Origin of the sequence: Mameliella sp. AT18, from assembly GCF_028807275.1 — a bacterium.
GTDB lineage: Bacteria > Pseudomonadota > Alphaproteobacteria > Rhodobacterales > Rhodobacteraceae > Antarctobacter > Antarctobacter albus.
Window position 1 is genome coordinate 1 of the sequence record NZ_JARAMO010000290.1, and the last position, 14,340, is coordinate 14,340.

12 protein-coding genes are annotated in these 14,340 nt (G+C 64.3%); 6 read left to right on the plus strand and 6 right to left on the minus strand.

From position 1 onward, the window contains the following. From PVW46_RS23575 to PVW46_RS23595, 5 genes are all read right to left on the minus strand, one after another. Positions 1–593, minus strand: a 593-nt coding sequence (locus PVW46_RS23575; RefSeq protein ID WP_274577961.1) for an ABC transporter ATP-binding protein, incomplete at its 3' end; no start/stop codon positions are given. 21 nt (positions 594–614) lie between these two features. Beyond that, positions 615–2,267 (minus strand): beta-galactosidase BglA, encoded by a 1,653-nt coding sequence (bglA, locus tag PVW46_RS23580; RefSeq protein ID WP_069211459.1) that lies wholly within the window; start codon positions 2,265–2,267, stop codon positions 615–617. Positions 2,268–2,356: 89 nt separating this feature from the next. Further along, positions 2,357–3,691: a carbohydrate ABC transporter permease gene (locus PVW46_RS23585; RefSeq protein WP_274577962.1), complete on the minus strand. Its 1,335-nt coding sequence runs from the start codon at positions 3,689–3,691 to the stop codon at positions 2,357–2,359. Between the two features lie 12 nt (positions 3,692–3,703). Then, on the minus strand, positions 3,704–4,705 hold the full coding sequence (locus PVW46_RS23590; RefSeq protein WP_069211460.1) for a carbohydrate ABC transporter permease: 1,002 nt from the start codon (positions 4,703–4,705) through the stop codon (positions 3,704–3,706). A 165-nt stretch (positions 4,706–4,870) separates the two neighbouring features. Next, positions 4,871–6,136, minus strand: coding sequence for an ABC transporter substrate-binding protein (locus tag PVW46_RS23595; protein WP_069211461.1), 1,266 nt, complete (start codon positions 6,134–6,136; stop codon positions 4,871–4,873). Positions 6,137–6,380: 244 nt separating this feature from the next. Here PVW46_RS23595 and PVW46_RS23600 point away from each other — a divergent pair, with 244 nt between their 5' ends. The 6 genes from PVW46_RS23600 to PVW46_RS23625 all read left to right on the plus strand — a co-directional run bounded on the left by PVW46_RS23600 (position 6,381) and on the right by PVW46_RS23625 (position 13,763). Next, the gene (locus tag PVW46_RS23600) at positions 6,381–7,403 is read left to right on the plus strand and encodes a LacI family DNA-binding transcriptional regulator (protein WP_069211462.1); all 1,023 of its coding nucleotides are present in this window, start codon (positions 6,381–6,383) and stop codon (positions 7,401–7,403) included. 9 nt (positions 7,404–7,412) lie between these two features. Then, positions 7,413–8,735 (plus strand): GH1 family beta-glucosidase, encoded by a 1,323-nt coding sequence (locus PVW46_RS23605; protein WP_069211463.1) that lies wholly within the window; start codon positions 7,413–7,415, stop codon positions 8,733–8,735. 11 nt (positions 8,736–8,746) lie between these two features. Continuing rightward, complete coding sequence (locus PVW46_RS23610; RefSeq protein WP_069211464.1) at positions 8,747–9,706, plus strand: glucokinase; 960 nt, start codon at positions 8,747–8,749, stop codon at positions 9,704–9,706. Between the two features lie 173 nt (positions 9,707–9,879). Further along, entirely contained in the window at positions 9,880–10,749 is an 870-nt protein-coding gene (locus PVW46_RS23615) for a DMT family transporter (RefSeq protein WP_069211465.1), read from the plus strand. Positions 10,750–10,961: 212 nt separating this feature from the next. Then, complete coding sequence (gene eno / locus PVW46_RS23620; RefSeq protein ID WP_043139607.1) at positions 10,962–12,236, plus strand: phosphopyruvate hydratase; 1,275 nt, start codon at positions 10,962–10,964, stop codon at positions 12,234–12,236. 177 nt (positions 12,237–12,413) lie between these two features. Continuing rightward, positions 12,414–13,763, plus strand: a complete 1,350-nt coding sequence (locus PVW46_RS23625; protein ID WP_274577967.1) for a sensor histidine kinase — start codon at positions 12,414–12,416, stop codon at positions 13,761–13,763. On the opposite strand, the gene ccmE is transcribed toward PVW46_RS23625, so the two are convergent. Beyond that, positions 13,742–14,191, minus strand: a complete 450-nt coding sequence (gene ccmE, locus PVW46_RS23630; protein WP_043139608.1) for a cytochrome c maturation protein CcmE — start codon at positions 14,189–14,191, stop codon at positions 13,742–13,744. The two genes, PVW46_RS23625 and ccmE, sit on opposite strands and share 22 nt — an antisense overlap. Positions 14,192–14,340 lie beyond the last annotated feature (149 nt).

Here is a 14,340-nt window from a genome sequence, read left to right on the forward strand (position 1 = left end):
TCGACCTGGTCATGGGTGACGTAGATCATGGTCCTGTCGGGCATCTGTTCCTTCAGTTGCGCGATCTCGATCCGCGTCGCCACCCGCAGCGCAGCATCCAGGTTCGAGAGCGGTTCGTCGAACAGGTAGACCTTGGGATCGCGCACCAGCGACCGCCCAATCGCCACCCGCTGTCGCTGGCCACCGGACAGGGCCTTGGGCAGGCGGTCGAGGTAGGGATCCAGTTGCAGCATCTTGGCCGCCCGATCCACCGCCGCGTCGATCTCGTCAGGGCTTTTCTTCGCCAGTTTCAGCGCAAAGGACATGTTCTCGCGCACGGTCATATGGGGATACAGAGCGTAACTCTGGAACACCATCGCGATGCCGCGCTGCGCGGGTGGCACGTCGTTGACCACCTGTCCGTCGATTTCCAGCGTGCCGCCGGTGATCTTTTCCAGTCCCGCGATCATTCGCAGAAGCGTGGATTTGCCACAGCCCGAGGGGCCGACGAAGACGATCAGCTCGCCCTCGTCGATCTCGAGGTTGATGTCGCGCAGCACCTGCACGGTGCCGCCATAGGTCTTTTCGACATCGGTCAGTTTCAGGTTGGCCATGTCCCCTCCCCCTCTTTCTCGTTATGCCTGCCGCCGCGCCAGCGCGGGTTGCCAGGGTCCAAGGTGCAGCTTGCCGTCCGGCGCCGCCGTGGCGCTGCCCAGTTCCTGCCCGATCTGCTGCCAGGTGCCGGCGGGCATCTCGATCACCGCCGGCTCTCCGCTCATGTTGACCGCGACAAAGACCTCTTCGCCTTCGTGGCTGCGGGTGAAATGCACGACGCTGCCTGTCGCTTTGACCTTGTCATGCGTGCCTTTGACCAGCGCGGGATGGGTCGCCCGGAAATGGATCGCCTTGCGATAGTGGTGAAGAAGCGCGCCAGGATCGTCCTCCTGAACCGCGACAGCATGACCAAGATGCGCGTGGCTGACCGGCAACCAGGGCGTGCCCGTGGAAAAGCCGCCGTTCTGGTTCGACTGTTCCCAGACCATCGGCGTGCGGCACCCGTCGCGGCCCTTGAATTCGGGCCAGAACTCGATCCCGTAGGGGTCTTGCAGGTCCTCGAACGGCACGTCGGCCTCGGGCAGGCCCAGCTCTTCGCCCTGGTAGATGCAGACCGATCCGCGCAGGCACATCATCAGCGTGGCAAAGGCCTTTTGCGCGGAGGGTGTGAGTTCCCACCGCGAGGCGTGGCGCACCACGTCATGGTTGGAAAAGGCCCAGCAGGCCCAGCCGTCCGGCACCACCGTGTCGACCCGCTCCATCACGTCGGCAATGCGCGCAGCGTCCGGCTGGGTGCCCGAGAGGAACTCGAAGGAATAGCACATGTGCACCCGCTCGTCCCCGGCGGTGTATTCGCCCATGATCTCCAGCCCCTTCTGGGCATCGCCGACCTCTCCCACTGCCGTGGTCGCGTCGTATTCGTCCAGCACGGCACGGAAACGGGCCAGGAAATCGAGGTTCTCGGGACGGTTCTTGTCGTAGAGGTGCAGCTGGTGATTGTAGGGGTTCACCCGCGGCGCGATCGAGGCGTCTCGCTGATCCACCGGCAAGGGCGGGTTGTCACGCAGCTGCTGATCGTGGACGTAGAAGTTGATCGTATCCAGACGGAAGCCGTCGACACCACGGTCCAACCAGAAGCGGACCACGTTCAAGAGCGCATCCTGCACGTCCGGGTTGTGAAAGTTCAGGTCCGGCTGCTCGGTCAGGAAGTTGTGCAGGTAATACTGTTCGCGCCGCGCATCCCATTGCCAGGCCGGGCCGCCGAAGATCGACAGCCAGTTGTTGGGCGGATTGCCGTCGGGCTTGGGATCGGCCCAGACGTACCAGTCCGCCTTCGGGTTGTCGCGACTGGCCCGGCTTTGCGCGAACCAGGGATGCTGGTCCGAGGTATGCGACAGCACGAGGTCGATCATCACCCGGATGCCCAGCTTGTGCGCCGTATCCACCATGACGTCGAAATCACTGAGCGAGCCGAACATCGGGTCCACGTCACAGTAATCGCTGACGTCATAGCCAAAGTCCTTCATCGGCGAGGTGAAGAAGGGCGAGATCCAGATGGCGTCGACGCCGAGGCTGGCCACATAGGGCAGACGTGCCGTGATGCCGTTGAGGTCACCGATCCCGTCGCCGTTGCTGTCCTGGTAGCTGCGCGGGTAGATCTGGTAGATCACCGCTCCACGCCACCAGTCCTTGTCGGCTTTCGGATCGGTCTGGGTTTGCAGTTGCGCGTTCATGTCTTGATCCTTCGCGTCCCGGGCTTCACCCGGGACATCCTGTCCCGGTGCCCGCAGGAGGTGACCCCGGATCAGGTCCGGGGCGGGGTTTACTTGACAGAGCCGGCCAGAAGGCCGCGCACGAGGTAGCGTTGCATGGCAAAGAAGACGACCAGCGGCACCGCGATCGAGACAAAGGCCGCCGTCGCGAGGATTTCCCAGTTGCCGCCGCGCGTGCCCAGCAGTTCGACGATCTGGTTGGTCATCACGGTGGTCTGGCCCGTCGCGTCGATCAGGAAGACCTTGGCCACCAGCAGGTCGTTCCAGGTCCAGAGGAACTGGAAGATGGCGAAACTGGCCAGCGCCGGGAAGGACAGCGGCAGGATGATCTTGGTGAAGATCTGGAACTCCGTCGCTCCGTCCACGCGAGCATTCTCGATGATGTCACGCGGCAGGCCGGCCATGTAGTTGCGCAAGAGGTAGACCGCCAGCGGCAGTCCGAACCCGGTATGCGCCAGCCAGACGCCGAGGTAGCCCTTGCCGATGCCGATGGCCAGGTGCAGCTTCAGAAGCGGGATCAGCGCCAGTTGCAGCGGCACGACCAGCAGGCCCACGACAAAGGCGATCAGCAGCGCCCGACCGGGGAAATCCATCCATGCCAGCGCATAGGCGGCAAAGGCGGCGACCACGATGGGGATGATAGTCGCCGGAACCGTCACCGTCAGCGTACTGAAAAAGGCCCGCCCCATGTCGTCGGTGGTCTGCGCCCCCTCTGCGGCGCCACTGGACAGTCCGAACGTCGCGGCCAGCAGGATCAGCAGTACCAGCCCGCCGACGACCGGCGCCCCCTGCGCCACGATCGCGGGCTGCGCGGCTAGCGTATAGCGCATCACGCCCCATAGGATTGCCGCCGCCGCGATGTAGATGGCCAGCCGCTTGACCACGTCCTGGCCCAAAACGGTGTCGTAGTTGCGTAGGGTGAATTCCGGTGGAATCTCGGCCGTGACAAAGATCCGGATGCCGCGTCCACCGGCAATTTCCTCTTCGGATACAAGGCGGTAGTCGCCGTTTTCCTGCACGGTAATTGTCCCGCCCCGGCGCAACTCGGCCTCCTCACCCGGCGCAAAGGCCGAGATGTCGCGCGAGGAGGTCCCATAGGACGAGATCGGCGCAGCCTCACGCCCCTCGACCATGAACAGGTTACCTTCCAGCACGTAGACCCCGTCCTGTTGCACCTGTTCCTCGGGAGAATCCGTGCGCAGGGTCAGCGACTGTTCCGTTGGAAACAGCGCGTTCCACCAGCCGGAGGATGCGATCTGGTCCGCCGTGCGAAAGGAGGACACGAACAGTCCAACGGTCGGGAACAGCCAGAGCGCAACCAGCAGCACGACCGAGATATGAACCGCCCAAGTGAGCGAGGACTTGTGACCTGCGATATTGTCCATGACCCCGCTCCCTTACCGCATTTCCTTGCGGGCCTGCCGCACGTTCCAGACAAGGATCGGCGTGACCAGCAGCATGATGACGATGGCCGAGGCCGATCCCACACCCCAGTCATTGGCGCGGAACAGCTTGTCGAACATGTAGTTGGCCAGGACCTGCGTGCCCCATTGGCCGTTGGTCATGGCAAAGACGATGTCGAAGATCTTGAGCACGACCAGCGTGATCGTCGTCCAGACCACCATGATGGTCGGCATGATCTGCGGCACCTTGATCTTGAAGAAGATCTGGAACGGGTTGGCCCCGTCGACGATGGCCGCCTCGACCGTTTCCTCGGGGATCCCGCGCAGCGCCGCCGACAGGATCACCATAGCAAAGCCGGTCTGGATCCAGACCAGCACGATCATCAGGAAGAAGTTGTTCCAGAAGGGGATGGTCAGCCATTGCGCCGGATCGTTGCCCGTGAACCAGACATAGAGCGCGTTCAGCACGCCGATCTGCTCCGCATCCGGCGGGCGCGCGTCATAGACCAGCTTCCAGATCACCGCCGCACCCACAAAGGAAATCGCCATCGGCATGAAGATCAACGACTTGGCAATGTTGCCCCAGCCGATGCGATCGGTGAGCTGCGCTGCCAGCAGGCCTAAGGCCGTAGATAGCGCCGGCACGACGATCAGCCAGAGCATGTTGTTGCCCATCGCCTCCCAGAACTTGGATTCGCCCATCATCTGCGTGTAGTTGGCCAGCCCGATGAAGGCCCCGCCCTGGTCACGGTCGGTCAGCGACAGGCGCAGCGTCTCGAAAACCGGGTAGGCCAGGTAGAGCGTCAGCGCGAACAGCGCCGGGAACAGGAACAGCCAGGGCCGGATCATGTTGGCGCGGTTGATGTTTCGCCCCGCGTTCGGCCCCCCGGCCGGAAACAGGACCCGGTCCAGGAACTGGTTCGACGCCCAGAAGTAGCCGATACACGACCCCACGCCGATCACGATTGTCAGAAGTCCTTGTAGCGCCGGATGCATGCTGTGCTCCCTGTCACTCTGGATATTGGCCGCACGCCTTCGCGCAGGGCAGGCCGTCAGAAACCCCGCCCCGGACCTGATCCGGGACCCCTGCCCTCATCGAGCTGATCGGCCCGGCAGAGGTCCCGGGCAAGGCCCGGGACGGGTGGGTCCGGTTCGATCCGCTTACTTGAGCGAGTCCCAGCTGCTCTGGATTTCGGCCGCCACCTCTGCCGCGGGCTTACCGCCGGCATAGTCGACCATGCCGGTCCAGAAGCTGCCCGCGCCAACGCCACCGGGCATCAGGTCCGATCCGTCAAAGCGAAAGGTCGTCGCGTCCAGCAGGATCTGGTTCATCTTGGCGGTGGCCTCATCCTTGAACTTGGACGGATCGACCGATTTCAGCGGCGTCATGAAGCCGCCATTGGCCATCCAGATCTCATGCGCCTCGGTGGTTTGCAGGAAGGCGATCAGGTCATGTGCCGCGTCGTTCTCATTCGTGATCGCCCAGAGCGTGCCCGCGCCAAGGACCGGCTGACCCAGATCCTTGCTTTCGTAGGCCGGGAAATAGAAGAAATCAGCGTCAAGGCCGACCTCTGTCCCCTCGGGGAAGAAGGTCGGAATAAACGACGCCTGACGGTGCATCATGCATTGCGGCGGTGCCGAGAACAGACCCTTGGGGCTGTCGCGGAAATCGGTCGAGGCAACTGCGCCCCGGCCGCCGGCCACCTTGTCATCCTCGATGAAGGTGCCGAATTCCTCGATCGCGGACACGACGCGCGGATCGTCAAAGGGGATCTCGTTGGCGACCCACTGGTCATAGACCTCGGGCGGCTGGGTGCGCAGCATGAGGTCCTCGACCCAGTCGGTGGCCGGCCAGCCGGTCGCACCGCCCGATCCCAGGCCCACGCACCAGGGCGTTTCGCCATCGTCGATCATCTGCTGCTCCAGCGCACGCAATTCTTCCATCGTTTCCGGCACTTCGTAACCGAAATCGAGGAAGTTCTCGGGGTTGTACCAGACCAACGATTTCACATCGACCTTGTAGAAGAAGCCGAACAACTTGTCCGTATCGTCCTGGTCGGCGTAGGTCCCGAGGTCGACCCAGCTGTCGCCTGCCGCGTAGTTCTCGCGAATCCAGTCGCCGGTGCCATCCTTGAGCGGGGTCAGGAAACCGCGCGACGCCATGTCGGAGGCAAGGCCCGGCTGCGGGAAGATAGAGACGTTCGGGGGCGAGCCTGCTTCGGCATCGACAACGATCTGCTGCTCGAAACTGTCAGAGCCCACATAGGAAACGTCATGGCCGGTCTGTTCGGCGAAGACATCCAGAACATCCTCGACCAGCTCCTGGTCTGGACCCAGCCAGGGGCCGAAAACGGTCAGCTTCTCCGCATGCGCCATGCCGGCGCCAAGGGCCAGGGCCGCGACGCTCAGGTAAAACGGTGACTTCATTGATTATCCTCCCATCCCGCACCTCGCCGCGCGGGTTCTCCTGCGTATCCCGCACCCGTCGAAAACAAAGTTTCTCAAAGCGCTTTGGGTGGCGCCACTATCTGCGAGTCGGCCCAACCTGTCAACATTCGTCCTTTGACCATTGAAATTTACATGCTGCGGTGCGGCTAAGCTTTCTGCAATACAGCACCATCCGTGCGGTCGTCTCTTGACAAATCCGAAGCGCTTTGAGCCTTATCGTGACATGAACCTCAAGCAGCTCGCCGAACACCTCGACCTTTCCCAGACCACCGTCAGCCGTGCGCTGAACGGTTATCCAGAGGTCAGTGAAAAGACCCGGGAAAAGGTTCTGCGTGCCGCGCGCGAGCTGAACTACAGCCCCAACGCCAGGGCCAAGGGGCTGGCTACGGGTCGCGCCCATGCCATCGGTCACGTCCTGCCGATCAGCGACCAGCACGAGATGGTGAACCCGATCTTCGGAGATTTCATCGCCGGGGCCGGTCAGACCTACTCCAAGGCGGGCTACGAGGTGGTCATCAGCCTGGTCGACGACAAGGACGAGGAACAGGCCTATCGTTCGATCCGCAGCCGTGGCAATGTCGACGGGATCATCGTGCACGGCCCACGCATGACCGACGGCCGGATCGCGCTGCTGACCGAGCTGGGGCTGCCCTTCGTCGTGCATGGCCGCGCCTCTCAGGTCAGCCTGCCCTATTCCTGGCTGGACACCAACAACGGGCGCGCGTTCCAGCGCGCGACCGAGTTCCTGCTGGACCTGGGCCACCGGCGGATTGCCCTGATCAACGGGCTGGAATTCATGGATTTCGCCCACCGCCGCCGCGTCGCCTATGAGGCGGCACTGGCCGACCGTGGCATCGCGCTGGACCCGGCGCTGATGCGCTCGGAAGAGATGACAGAGATCTATGGCTACCGCAGCGCGGCAGAGATGTTGGCGCTGGACACTCCGCCCACCGGCTTCCTTGTCTCCTCGATGATCACCGCCATCGGCGTCCGCCGGGCAATCCACGAGGCCGGGCTGGAAATGGGACGGGACGTGTCCGTCATCACCCATGACGACGACCTGGGCTATTTGCGCAACGGCCATGACGTGCCGATCTTTACCGCCACGCGCTCCTCGGTGCGCCTGGCCGGGATGCGGGCGGCTGAAATGCTGCTGGAGCTTATCCGCAATCCCGCGCATGCGCCCTTGACCCAGTTGATGGAGGCCGAGCTGATCATCGGAAGCTCGACCGGACCCGCGCAATAAAGGTTGAACATGAAACACCAGAGATCTGATTTTCCCGAAGATTTCCTCTTCGGTTGCGCCACCTCGAGCTACCAGATCGAGGGTCACGCCTTTGGTGGCGCGGGCCGCACCCAATGGGATGATTTCGCCGCGACCCCGGGGAACGTCACCCGTTTCGAGAACGGCGACAAGGCCTGCGATCACTATCACCGCTATGGCGAGGATCTGGACCTGGTCGAACAGGCCGGCTTCGACGCCTACCGCTTTTCACTGAGCTGGGCGCGCGTGCTGCCCGAAGGGCGCGGGCCGGTCAACCAAGAGGGGCTGGATTTCTACGATCGCCTGGCAGACTCTCTGCTGGATCGCGGCATCAGGCCCTGCGCCACGCTTTATCACTGGGAACTGCCCTCGCCCCTGCTGGACCTCGGCGGCTGGCGCAACCGGGACATCGCCGGCTGGTTCGCCGACTACACGCAGATCATCATGGAGCGCATCGGCGACCGGATGTTTTCCGTCGCGCCAATAAACGAGCCTTGGTGCGTCGCCTGGCTCAGCCATTTCGACGGCCACCACGCCCCCGGCGTCCGCGACATCCGCGCCACGGCGCGCGCAATGCACCACGTCCTGTTGGCACATGGCCGCGCCATCGAAACCATGCGCGGACTGGGCATGGACAACCTTGGTGGCGTCTTCAACATGGAATGGGCCGACCCAGCCGACGACAGCGCGGCCGCCCGTGCCGCCGCCGACCGCTATGACGCGATCTACAACCACTGGTTCATGGGTGGCGTGTTCAAGGGCGCCTATCCGCAGGCCGCGCTGGACGGGCTGGAGCCACATCTGCCCAGGGGCTGGCAAGAGGACTTCCCGACCATCACCGCCCCGCTCGACTGGTGCGGGATCAATTACTACACGCGCAAGCTGATCGCCCCCGCCGGCCACCCCTGGCCCGATTACCGCGAGGTCGACGGCCCGCTGCCCAAGACCTTCATGGATTGGGAAATCTACCCCGAGGGCCTCTACAATTTCCTGACCCGCACCGCGCGCGAGTACACCGGCGACCTGCCGCTTTACGTCACCGAGAACGGCATGGCCTCGGCCGATGTGCTGGAGGATGGCGCGGTTGAGGACCCGGCCCGCACCGCCTACCTGGATGCCCACCTGGACAAGGTCCGGCAGGCCATTGCCGAGGGCGTCCCGCTGAAGGGCTATTTCACCTGGTCTCTGCTGGACAATTACGAATGGGCGCTTGGGTACGAAAAGCGCTTTGGCCTGGTCCATGTCGATTTCGAGACCTTGGCGCGGACGCCCAAGGCATCGTATCACGCGCTTGCCAAAGCCCTGACCACCTGAAAGGCCACGCCATGACGCAAGAGCTTTCCGTTGTCGCCGACATCGGCGGCACCAACACGCGGGTCGCCCTGAGCCGGGACGGCCAGGTGCTGGACGACAGCATCCGCCGCTTTCGCAACTCCGAGAACGCCGGGATCGAACCGATCCTGGACAGCTACCTGGACGACCAGAAAGTGGCCCCCGTCGGTGTCTGCATCGACATGGCCGGGCCGGTGCATGACGGGGTGGGCACGCTGACCAACCTGGACTGGACTGTGGATTCGGCCGCGCTCAAGAAGCGCATCGGGGCGGCCCGGGTTGCGGTTCTGAACGACCTTCAGGCGCAGGGGTTCGCCGTGGCACACCTGGGTCACGAGAGCCTGTCGCCGGTCCTGACCGGGCGCGAAGCCCCGGCGGATGCCGTGCGCCTTGTGGTGAACGTGGGCACCGGGCTGAACGCCGTACCCGTCTACACCCAGGGCGCTCGCACCCTTGTACCCCCGGCAGAGGCGGGGCATGTCTCGCTCCTGGCGCGCGATGCCGAGGAATTGCGGCTGGTCGACTGGGTCGCTGAAAAGACCGGGCATCCGGGCCTCGAAGAGATCCTGTCGGGCCGCGGGCTGGAACGGCTTTACGCCTGGGTCTGCCATGACGAGGGCGACGGCCTGCCCCTGCCCGCGGCCGAGATCATGGCCGGGTTCGAGGCCGGTGAGCCGCGCGCGCAGCGGGCCGCACGGCTCTTTGTACGCTTTCTGGGCCGTTACACCGGCGACCTGGCTCTGGTCACCCTGCCCTTTGGCGGCATCTATCTGGTCGGCGGCGTGACACGCCACCTGGGCCCACACCTGCGCCACCTGGGATTTGCCGAGGCCTTTGCCGACAAGGGGCGGTTCAATGCCTACATGACCCAGTTTCCGGTCGACCTGGTCACCGACGATTACGCCGCGCTCCGGGGCTGCGCCGCCCATCTGGCCGAGATCATGGCCGCCTGACCTGGCGCGCAAGGGCTTTCGAAAGCCCTTGCAACGGGTTTCCAAACCCGTTCCCAAGCCGCTTCGAAGCGGCTTGCCCCTTGCCCCGCGCGCGCGCCCGGGCGATACCTGCGGGACACGACACTCACCGAAAGCCCCGGAATGACCCGCACCCGCCCCGCGCAGGCGCCCGCATGATCCTGCGCGCCATTTCCCTGATGATCCTCTCGATGGCGCTGCTGGCCGGGGCGGATGCGTTTTTCAAGCTCGCCACGCTTGCCGCGCCCATCGGCCAGGTGATGACGCTGGTGGGACTGGGCGGCACGCTGCTGTTCATCGTCATGGCCCGCGCCCTGCGCGTCACTGTCTGGAGCCGTGATGCACTGCACCCGATGATCCTGCTGCGCAATCTCTTCGAGGTCTTCGGCGCCATCGGCATGGTGGTCGGGCTGCGCTATGTGCCACTGCCGGTCTTTGCCGCGATCATCCAGACCGGCCCCCTGGTGGTGACGCTGGGCGCGGCGCTGTTCCTGAACGAACATGTGGGCTGGCGCCGCTGGGCTGCCGTGGGTGTCGGCATAATCGGCATGATGATGGTGATCCGCCCATTCGGCGCCGCGTTCACCGGATGGGAGCTGTTCGCCGTCATGGGCATCACCGCGCTGTCGGCCCGTGACCTTGTCACCCGGCTTTCGCCCGGCCACATCCCGGCACTGGCGATCTCGACCTGGGGATTCGGCTCGACCCTGCTGCCGGGGCTGACGCTCTGGGCACTGACACCGGAACCCTCCAGCTTTACCGGCGCCGCGCTCTGGCCGACCCTGGGCGCGGTCGTGGTGACGACCTCGGGGTACCTGGCCATCACCTCGGCCATGCGCATGGCGCCGGCCTCGATCGTGGCACCTTTCCGCTATTCGCGGCTCGTGTTCACCACCGGGCTGGGCGTGCTGATCTTTGGCGATCGACCGGATTTCTGGACGATTGCGGGCTCTGCCCTCATCCTCGTCGCCGGGCTTTATACCTTCGTGCGCGAGCGGCGGCTGGCCCGCGCCGCGGAGGCCTGATCCACCTGCCCGTTCCTGGGCGACGGAACGTCATCAAGGGGTTACAATGACTGGGTTTCTTCGTCCCGCAGCCTCATCTGCCCCGGACCGTTAGCGCGCGACGTTAGCGCAACCCGCACACACAAAGGAGCGTTAGCGCTATCGCTCACGTTTACTTTCCCCGCGCGCCTGTTATGACACCGGCGAACGGACAGCCTTGAGGGACCAGATCCATGAGCACCATTATCGACATCCACGCGCGCGAGATCCTCGACAGCCGCGGCAACCCGACCGTCGAAGTCGACGTCACCCTCGAAGACGGATCGATGGGCCGCGCGGCCGTGCCTTCGGGCGCCTCGACCGGCGTGCACGAAGCGGTGGAAAAACGCGACGGCGACAAGGCCCGCTACATGGGCAAGGGCGTTCTGGATGCCGTGGCCTCCGTGAACGGCGAACTCGCCGAGGCGATCCTGGGCTTCGACGCCACCGAACAGGTCGCCATCGACCTTGCCATGTGCGAACTGGACGGGACCGAGAACAAGGGCCGCCTGGGCGCCAATGCCATCCTGGGTGTCAGCCTGGCCACGGCCAAAGCCGCGGCGGAATTCACCGGGCAACCCCTGTTCCGCTACGTCGGCGGCACATCGGCGCGCACCCTGCCCGTCCCGATGATGAACATCATCAACGGCGGCGAACACGCGGACAACCCGATCGACATCCAGGAATTCATGATCATGCCGGTCGCCGCAACCGACATCCGCGAAGCGGTGCGCATGGGTTCCGAGGTGTTCCACACCCTGAAAAAGGAACTCAGCGCGGCGGGCATGTCCACCGGCCTCGGCGATGAAGGCGGCTTTGCGCCGGAACTCAAGAGCACCCGCGACGCGCTGGATTTCATCCTGAAGTCGATCGAGAAGGCCGGTTTCAAGCCCGGCGAGGACATGTATCTGGCCCTCGACGCCGCCTCGACCGAGTATTTCAAGGACGGCAAATACGAGATGAAGGGCGAAGGCCTCTCGCTGACCCCGGATGAAAACGTGGCCTACCTGCAGGCCCTGGTGAACGACTACCCGATCATCTCGATCGAGGACGGCTGTGCCGAGGACGACTGGGACGGATGGCGCATGCTGACCGAGGTGCTGGGCCAGAAGGTGCAGCTGGTGGGTGACGATCTTTTCGTGACCAACCCCGCGCGCCTGGCCATGGGCATCGAACAGGGCTGTGCCAACTCGATGCTGGTCAAGGTCAACCAGATCGGCACCCTGACCGAAACCCTGCAGGCCGTGGACATGGCGCACCGCGCGCGCATGACCAACGTGATGTCGCACCGTTCCGGTGAGACCGAGGACGCGACCATCGCCGACCTCGCCGTTGCCACCAACTGCGGCCAGATCAAGACCGGCTCGCTGGCGCGTTCGGACCGGCTCGCGAAGTACAACCAGCTGATCCGGATCGAGGAGATGCTGGAAGACACTGCAATCTATGCGGGACGCAGCATCCTCCGCTAACAACCTTTTGGTTTCAAAACCTTAACAGGGCCCTAAGGCATGCCATCGGGCCCTGTTCATTCGGGTAGCATTCCGAATAACGCAAGTGACGCGGCCCAGGAGATTGCGTACCCTGAGCCATGTTTTATCGTGATCACAGCCGCATGTTCGCGCGGCCCAGGCGGAGAGACGCAGGACATGGCCCCGCTCCCCTCCCGTGACAATTATCAGACGCGGCTGGACGCGATGCGGCGCGCCGAATACGGATCCCCACTCGAGATCGTGATCCGCTATGTCGTCATTGCCGTGGTGGTCTCCGTGCTGCTGCTAGTCATCGACCGGCAGATCGCCCTGGCCTGGGGTGCGGCTTACCTTGTCTTCGAAGGCGGGCTTGCCTTCCTGCTGCTGCGCCTGCGGACAGGTCCGGCGCCGTTGCGTTACTGGGGTGCGCTGGCCAGCTACGTTCTGGCCGGTTTCTCTTTCCTGGCGCTGCCGCTCTACCTGGTGTCCGTCCAGATGAACCCCGGAACGACCTTTGCAGGCGCTGCGGGTCTCGTGGGTTACGCGCTCTACACCCTGCAACGCCCGCAGCGCGAATCCGGGTTGCTGGTCGCCGACTGCGCTCTGGTCTCCATCATGATGCTGTCGCTCGTGGTGTTGCTGCAGCCACTTCTCGAGACCTGGACCGACCGGCTTCTGGTCGCCTTCGTCGCCCTGGCGGTGCTTGGCTACTACATCGGGTCGATGATCGTGGGTTGGCGGCTGCAGGCCGATCTGCGCACCGCGCAGAAACGCTATGCCAGCGCACAGATGGCCCGCGCCCTGGGTCAGTTCGTCGGCGGCGTCGCGCATGAATTCAACAACCAGCTGACCGTCATCCTGGGCAACCTCGAACTGTTCGAGACCCTGCCCGATGCCCGTGAACGCCAGGCCGCCATCGAAGAAAGCCGCGCCGCCGCCGGCCGCGCTGCGGTCACCGTCCGACAACTCATGGCGGCCAGCGGTCGCACCCGCCTGTCACCTGCCCCGATCCCGATGGAAGGGTTCCTCTTCGACCTGACAGAGGTCCTGAGCGACATGCTCGGTCCCGACATGCGGGTCGAGACCCAGCCGCCCGACGATCCGCTCGTGGCCCTGGCCGACCGTGACATGCTGGAAACCTGCGCCATTCAACTGTGCCTGAACGCGCAGGAGGCAACGGGCGGATACGGAACGATCCGGATCACCGCGGAACGTCGCGGCTCTGCCGGAGGGCTGGACCCCGCTCCCGAATCCCCTCCGCCCTACGTCGCGCTGATCGTCGAGGATGACGGACCGGGCGTGCCGGAAGAGGCCCTGCCGCGGCTTGCGGAACCCTTCTACACCACCAAGCCTCCGCACGAAGGCAGCGGCCTCGGCCTGTCCTCCGTTGCCGGCTTTGCCCGCCAGTCCGGCGGCGGCATGATGCTGGACCGCCCGCTACGCGGCGGTTTGCGCGTGGTGCTCTACCTGGTCGAAACGCCCAGCACGCCGAGCAAACCCGGTGCTCAGCTCTCGGGCTCCTGGTAGACGCCCTGTTCCTTCAGCGCATCGACCACTTCCTTGGGCATGTAGGTCTCGTCATGCTTGGCCAGGATCTCCGAGGCCTCGAACACGCCGTCCACATAGCGACCGGTGCCGACCATGCCCTGGTTCTCCTCGAAGAGGTCAGGCAGCACGCCGGTATAGACCACGGGCACCGTCGCCCCGCCATCGGTCACGCTGAACCGGATCTGCTCTCCCGCGCCCCGCACAAGGGACCCTTCCTCGACCAGCCCGCCGATGCGGAACACCTCGTTCGGAGCAGGCGGCTCTTCCATCACCTGGCTGGGCGAGCGAAAGAAGTTGATCCCGTCGCGCATGGCGTAACCGATCAGCCCGGTCGAGACGATCAGCGCCACGGCGGCCAGCGCAACGATCTGGATCCGCCTTTGTTTCTTGAGGGATTTCAGGGCCATGTGGATCCTCTTTCACCGCGTCGCGAAGCTATGCCGCAAATATAGAGAAACCACGGGCCCTTGGGGAGGGGCTTGCACAATTTGCCGCGCCTGCCAGCTTCTTTGGGCAAGAAATACCTCCGGGAGGAGTTTGAGGAGGGCAGCGCCCT

What these genes read in the sequence shown, in the direction of transcription:
- eno (WP_043139607.1), top strand. Translation starts at nt 10,962, where the DNA reads ATGAGCACCATTATCGACATCCACGCGCGCGAGATCCTCGACAGCCGC.
- PVW46_RS23590 (WP_069211460.1), bottom strand. Translation starts at nt 4,705, where the DNA reads ATGCATCCGGCGCTACAAGGACTTCTGACAATCGTGATCGGCGTGGGG.
- PVW46_RS23610 (WP_069211464.1), top strand. Translation starts at nt 8,747, where the DNA reads ATGACGCAAGAGCTTTCCGTTGTCGCCGACATCGGCGGCACCAACACG.
- ccmE (WP_043139608.1), bottom strand. Translation starts at nt 14,191, where the DNA reads ATGGCCCTGAAATCCCTCAAGAAACAAAGGCGGATCCAGATCGTTGCG.
- PVW46_RS23615 (WP_069211465.1), top strand. Translation starts at nt 9,880, where the DNA reads ATGATCCTGCGCGCCATTTCCCTGATGATCCTCTCGATGGCGCTGCTG.
- PVW46_RS23595 (WP_069211461.1), bottom strand. Translation starts at nt 6,136, where the DNA reads ATGAAGTCACCGTTTTACCTGAGCGTCGCGGCCCTGGCCCTTGGCGCC.
- PVW46_RS23625 (WP_274577967.1), top strand. Translation starts at nt 12,414, where the DNA reads ATGGCCCCGCTCCCCTCCCGTGACAATTATCAGACGCGGCTGGACGCG.
- PVW46_RS23585 (WP_274577962.1), bottom strand. Translation starts at nt 3,691, where the DNA reads ATGGACAATATCGCAGGTCACAAGTCCTCGCTCACTTGGGCGGTTCAT.
- PVW46_RS23600 (WP_069211462.1), top strand. Translation starts at nt 6,381, where the DNA reads ATGAACCTCAAGCAGCTCGCCGAACACCTCGACCTTTCCCAGACCACC.
- PVW46_RS23605 (WP_069211463.1), top strand. Translation starts at nt 7,413, where the DNA reads ATGAAACACCAGAGATCTGATTTTCCCGAAGATTTCCTCTTCGGTTGC.
- bglA (WP_069211459.1), bottom strand. Translation starts at nt 2,267, where the DNA reads ATGAACGCGCAACTGCAAACCCAGACCGATCCGAAAGCCGACAAGGAC.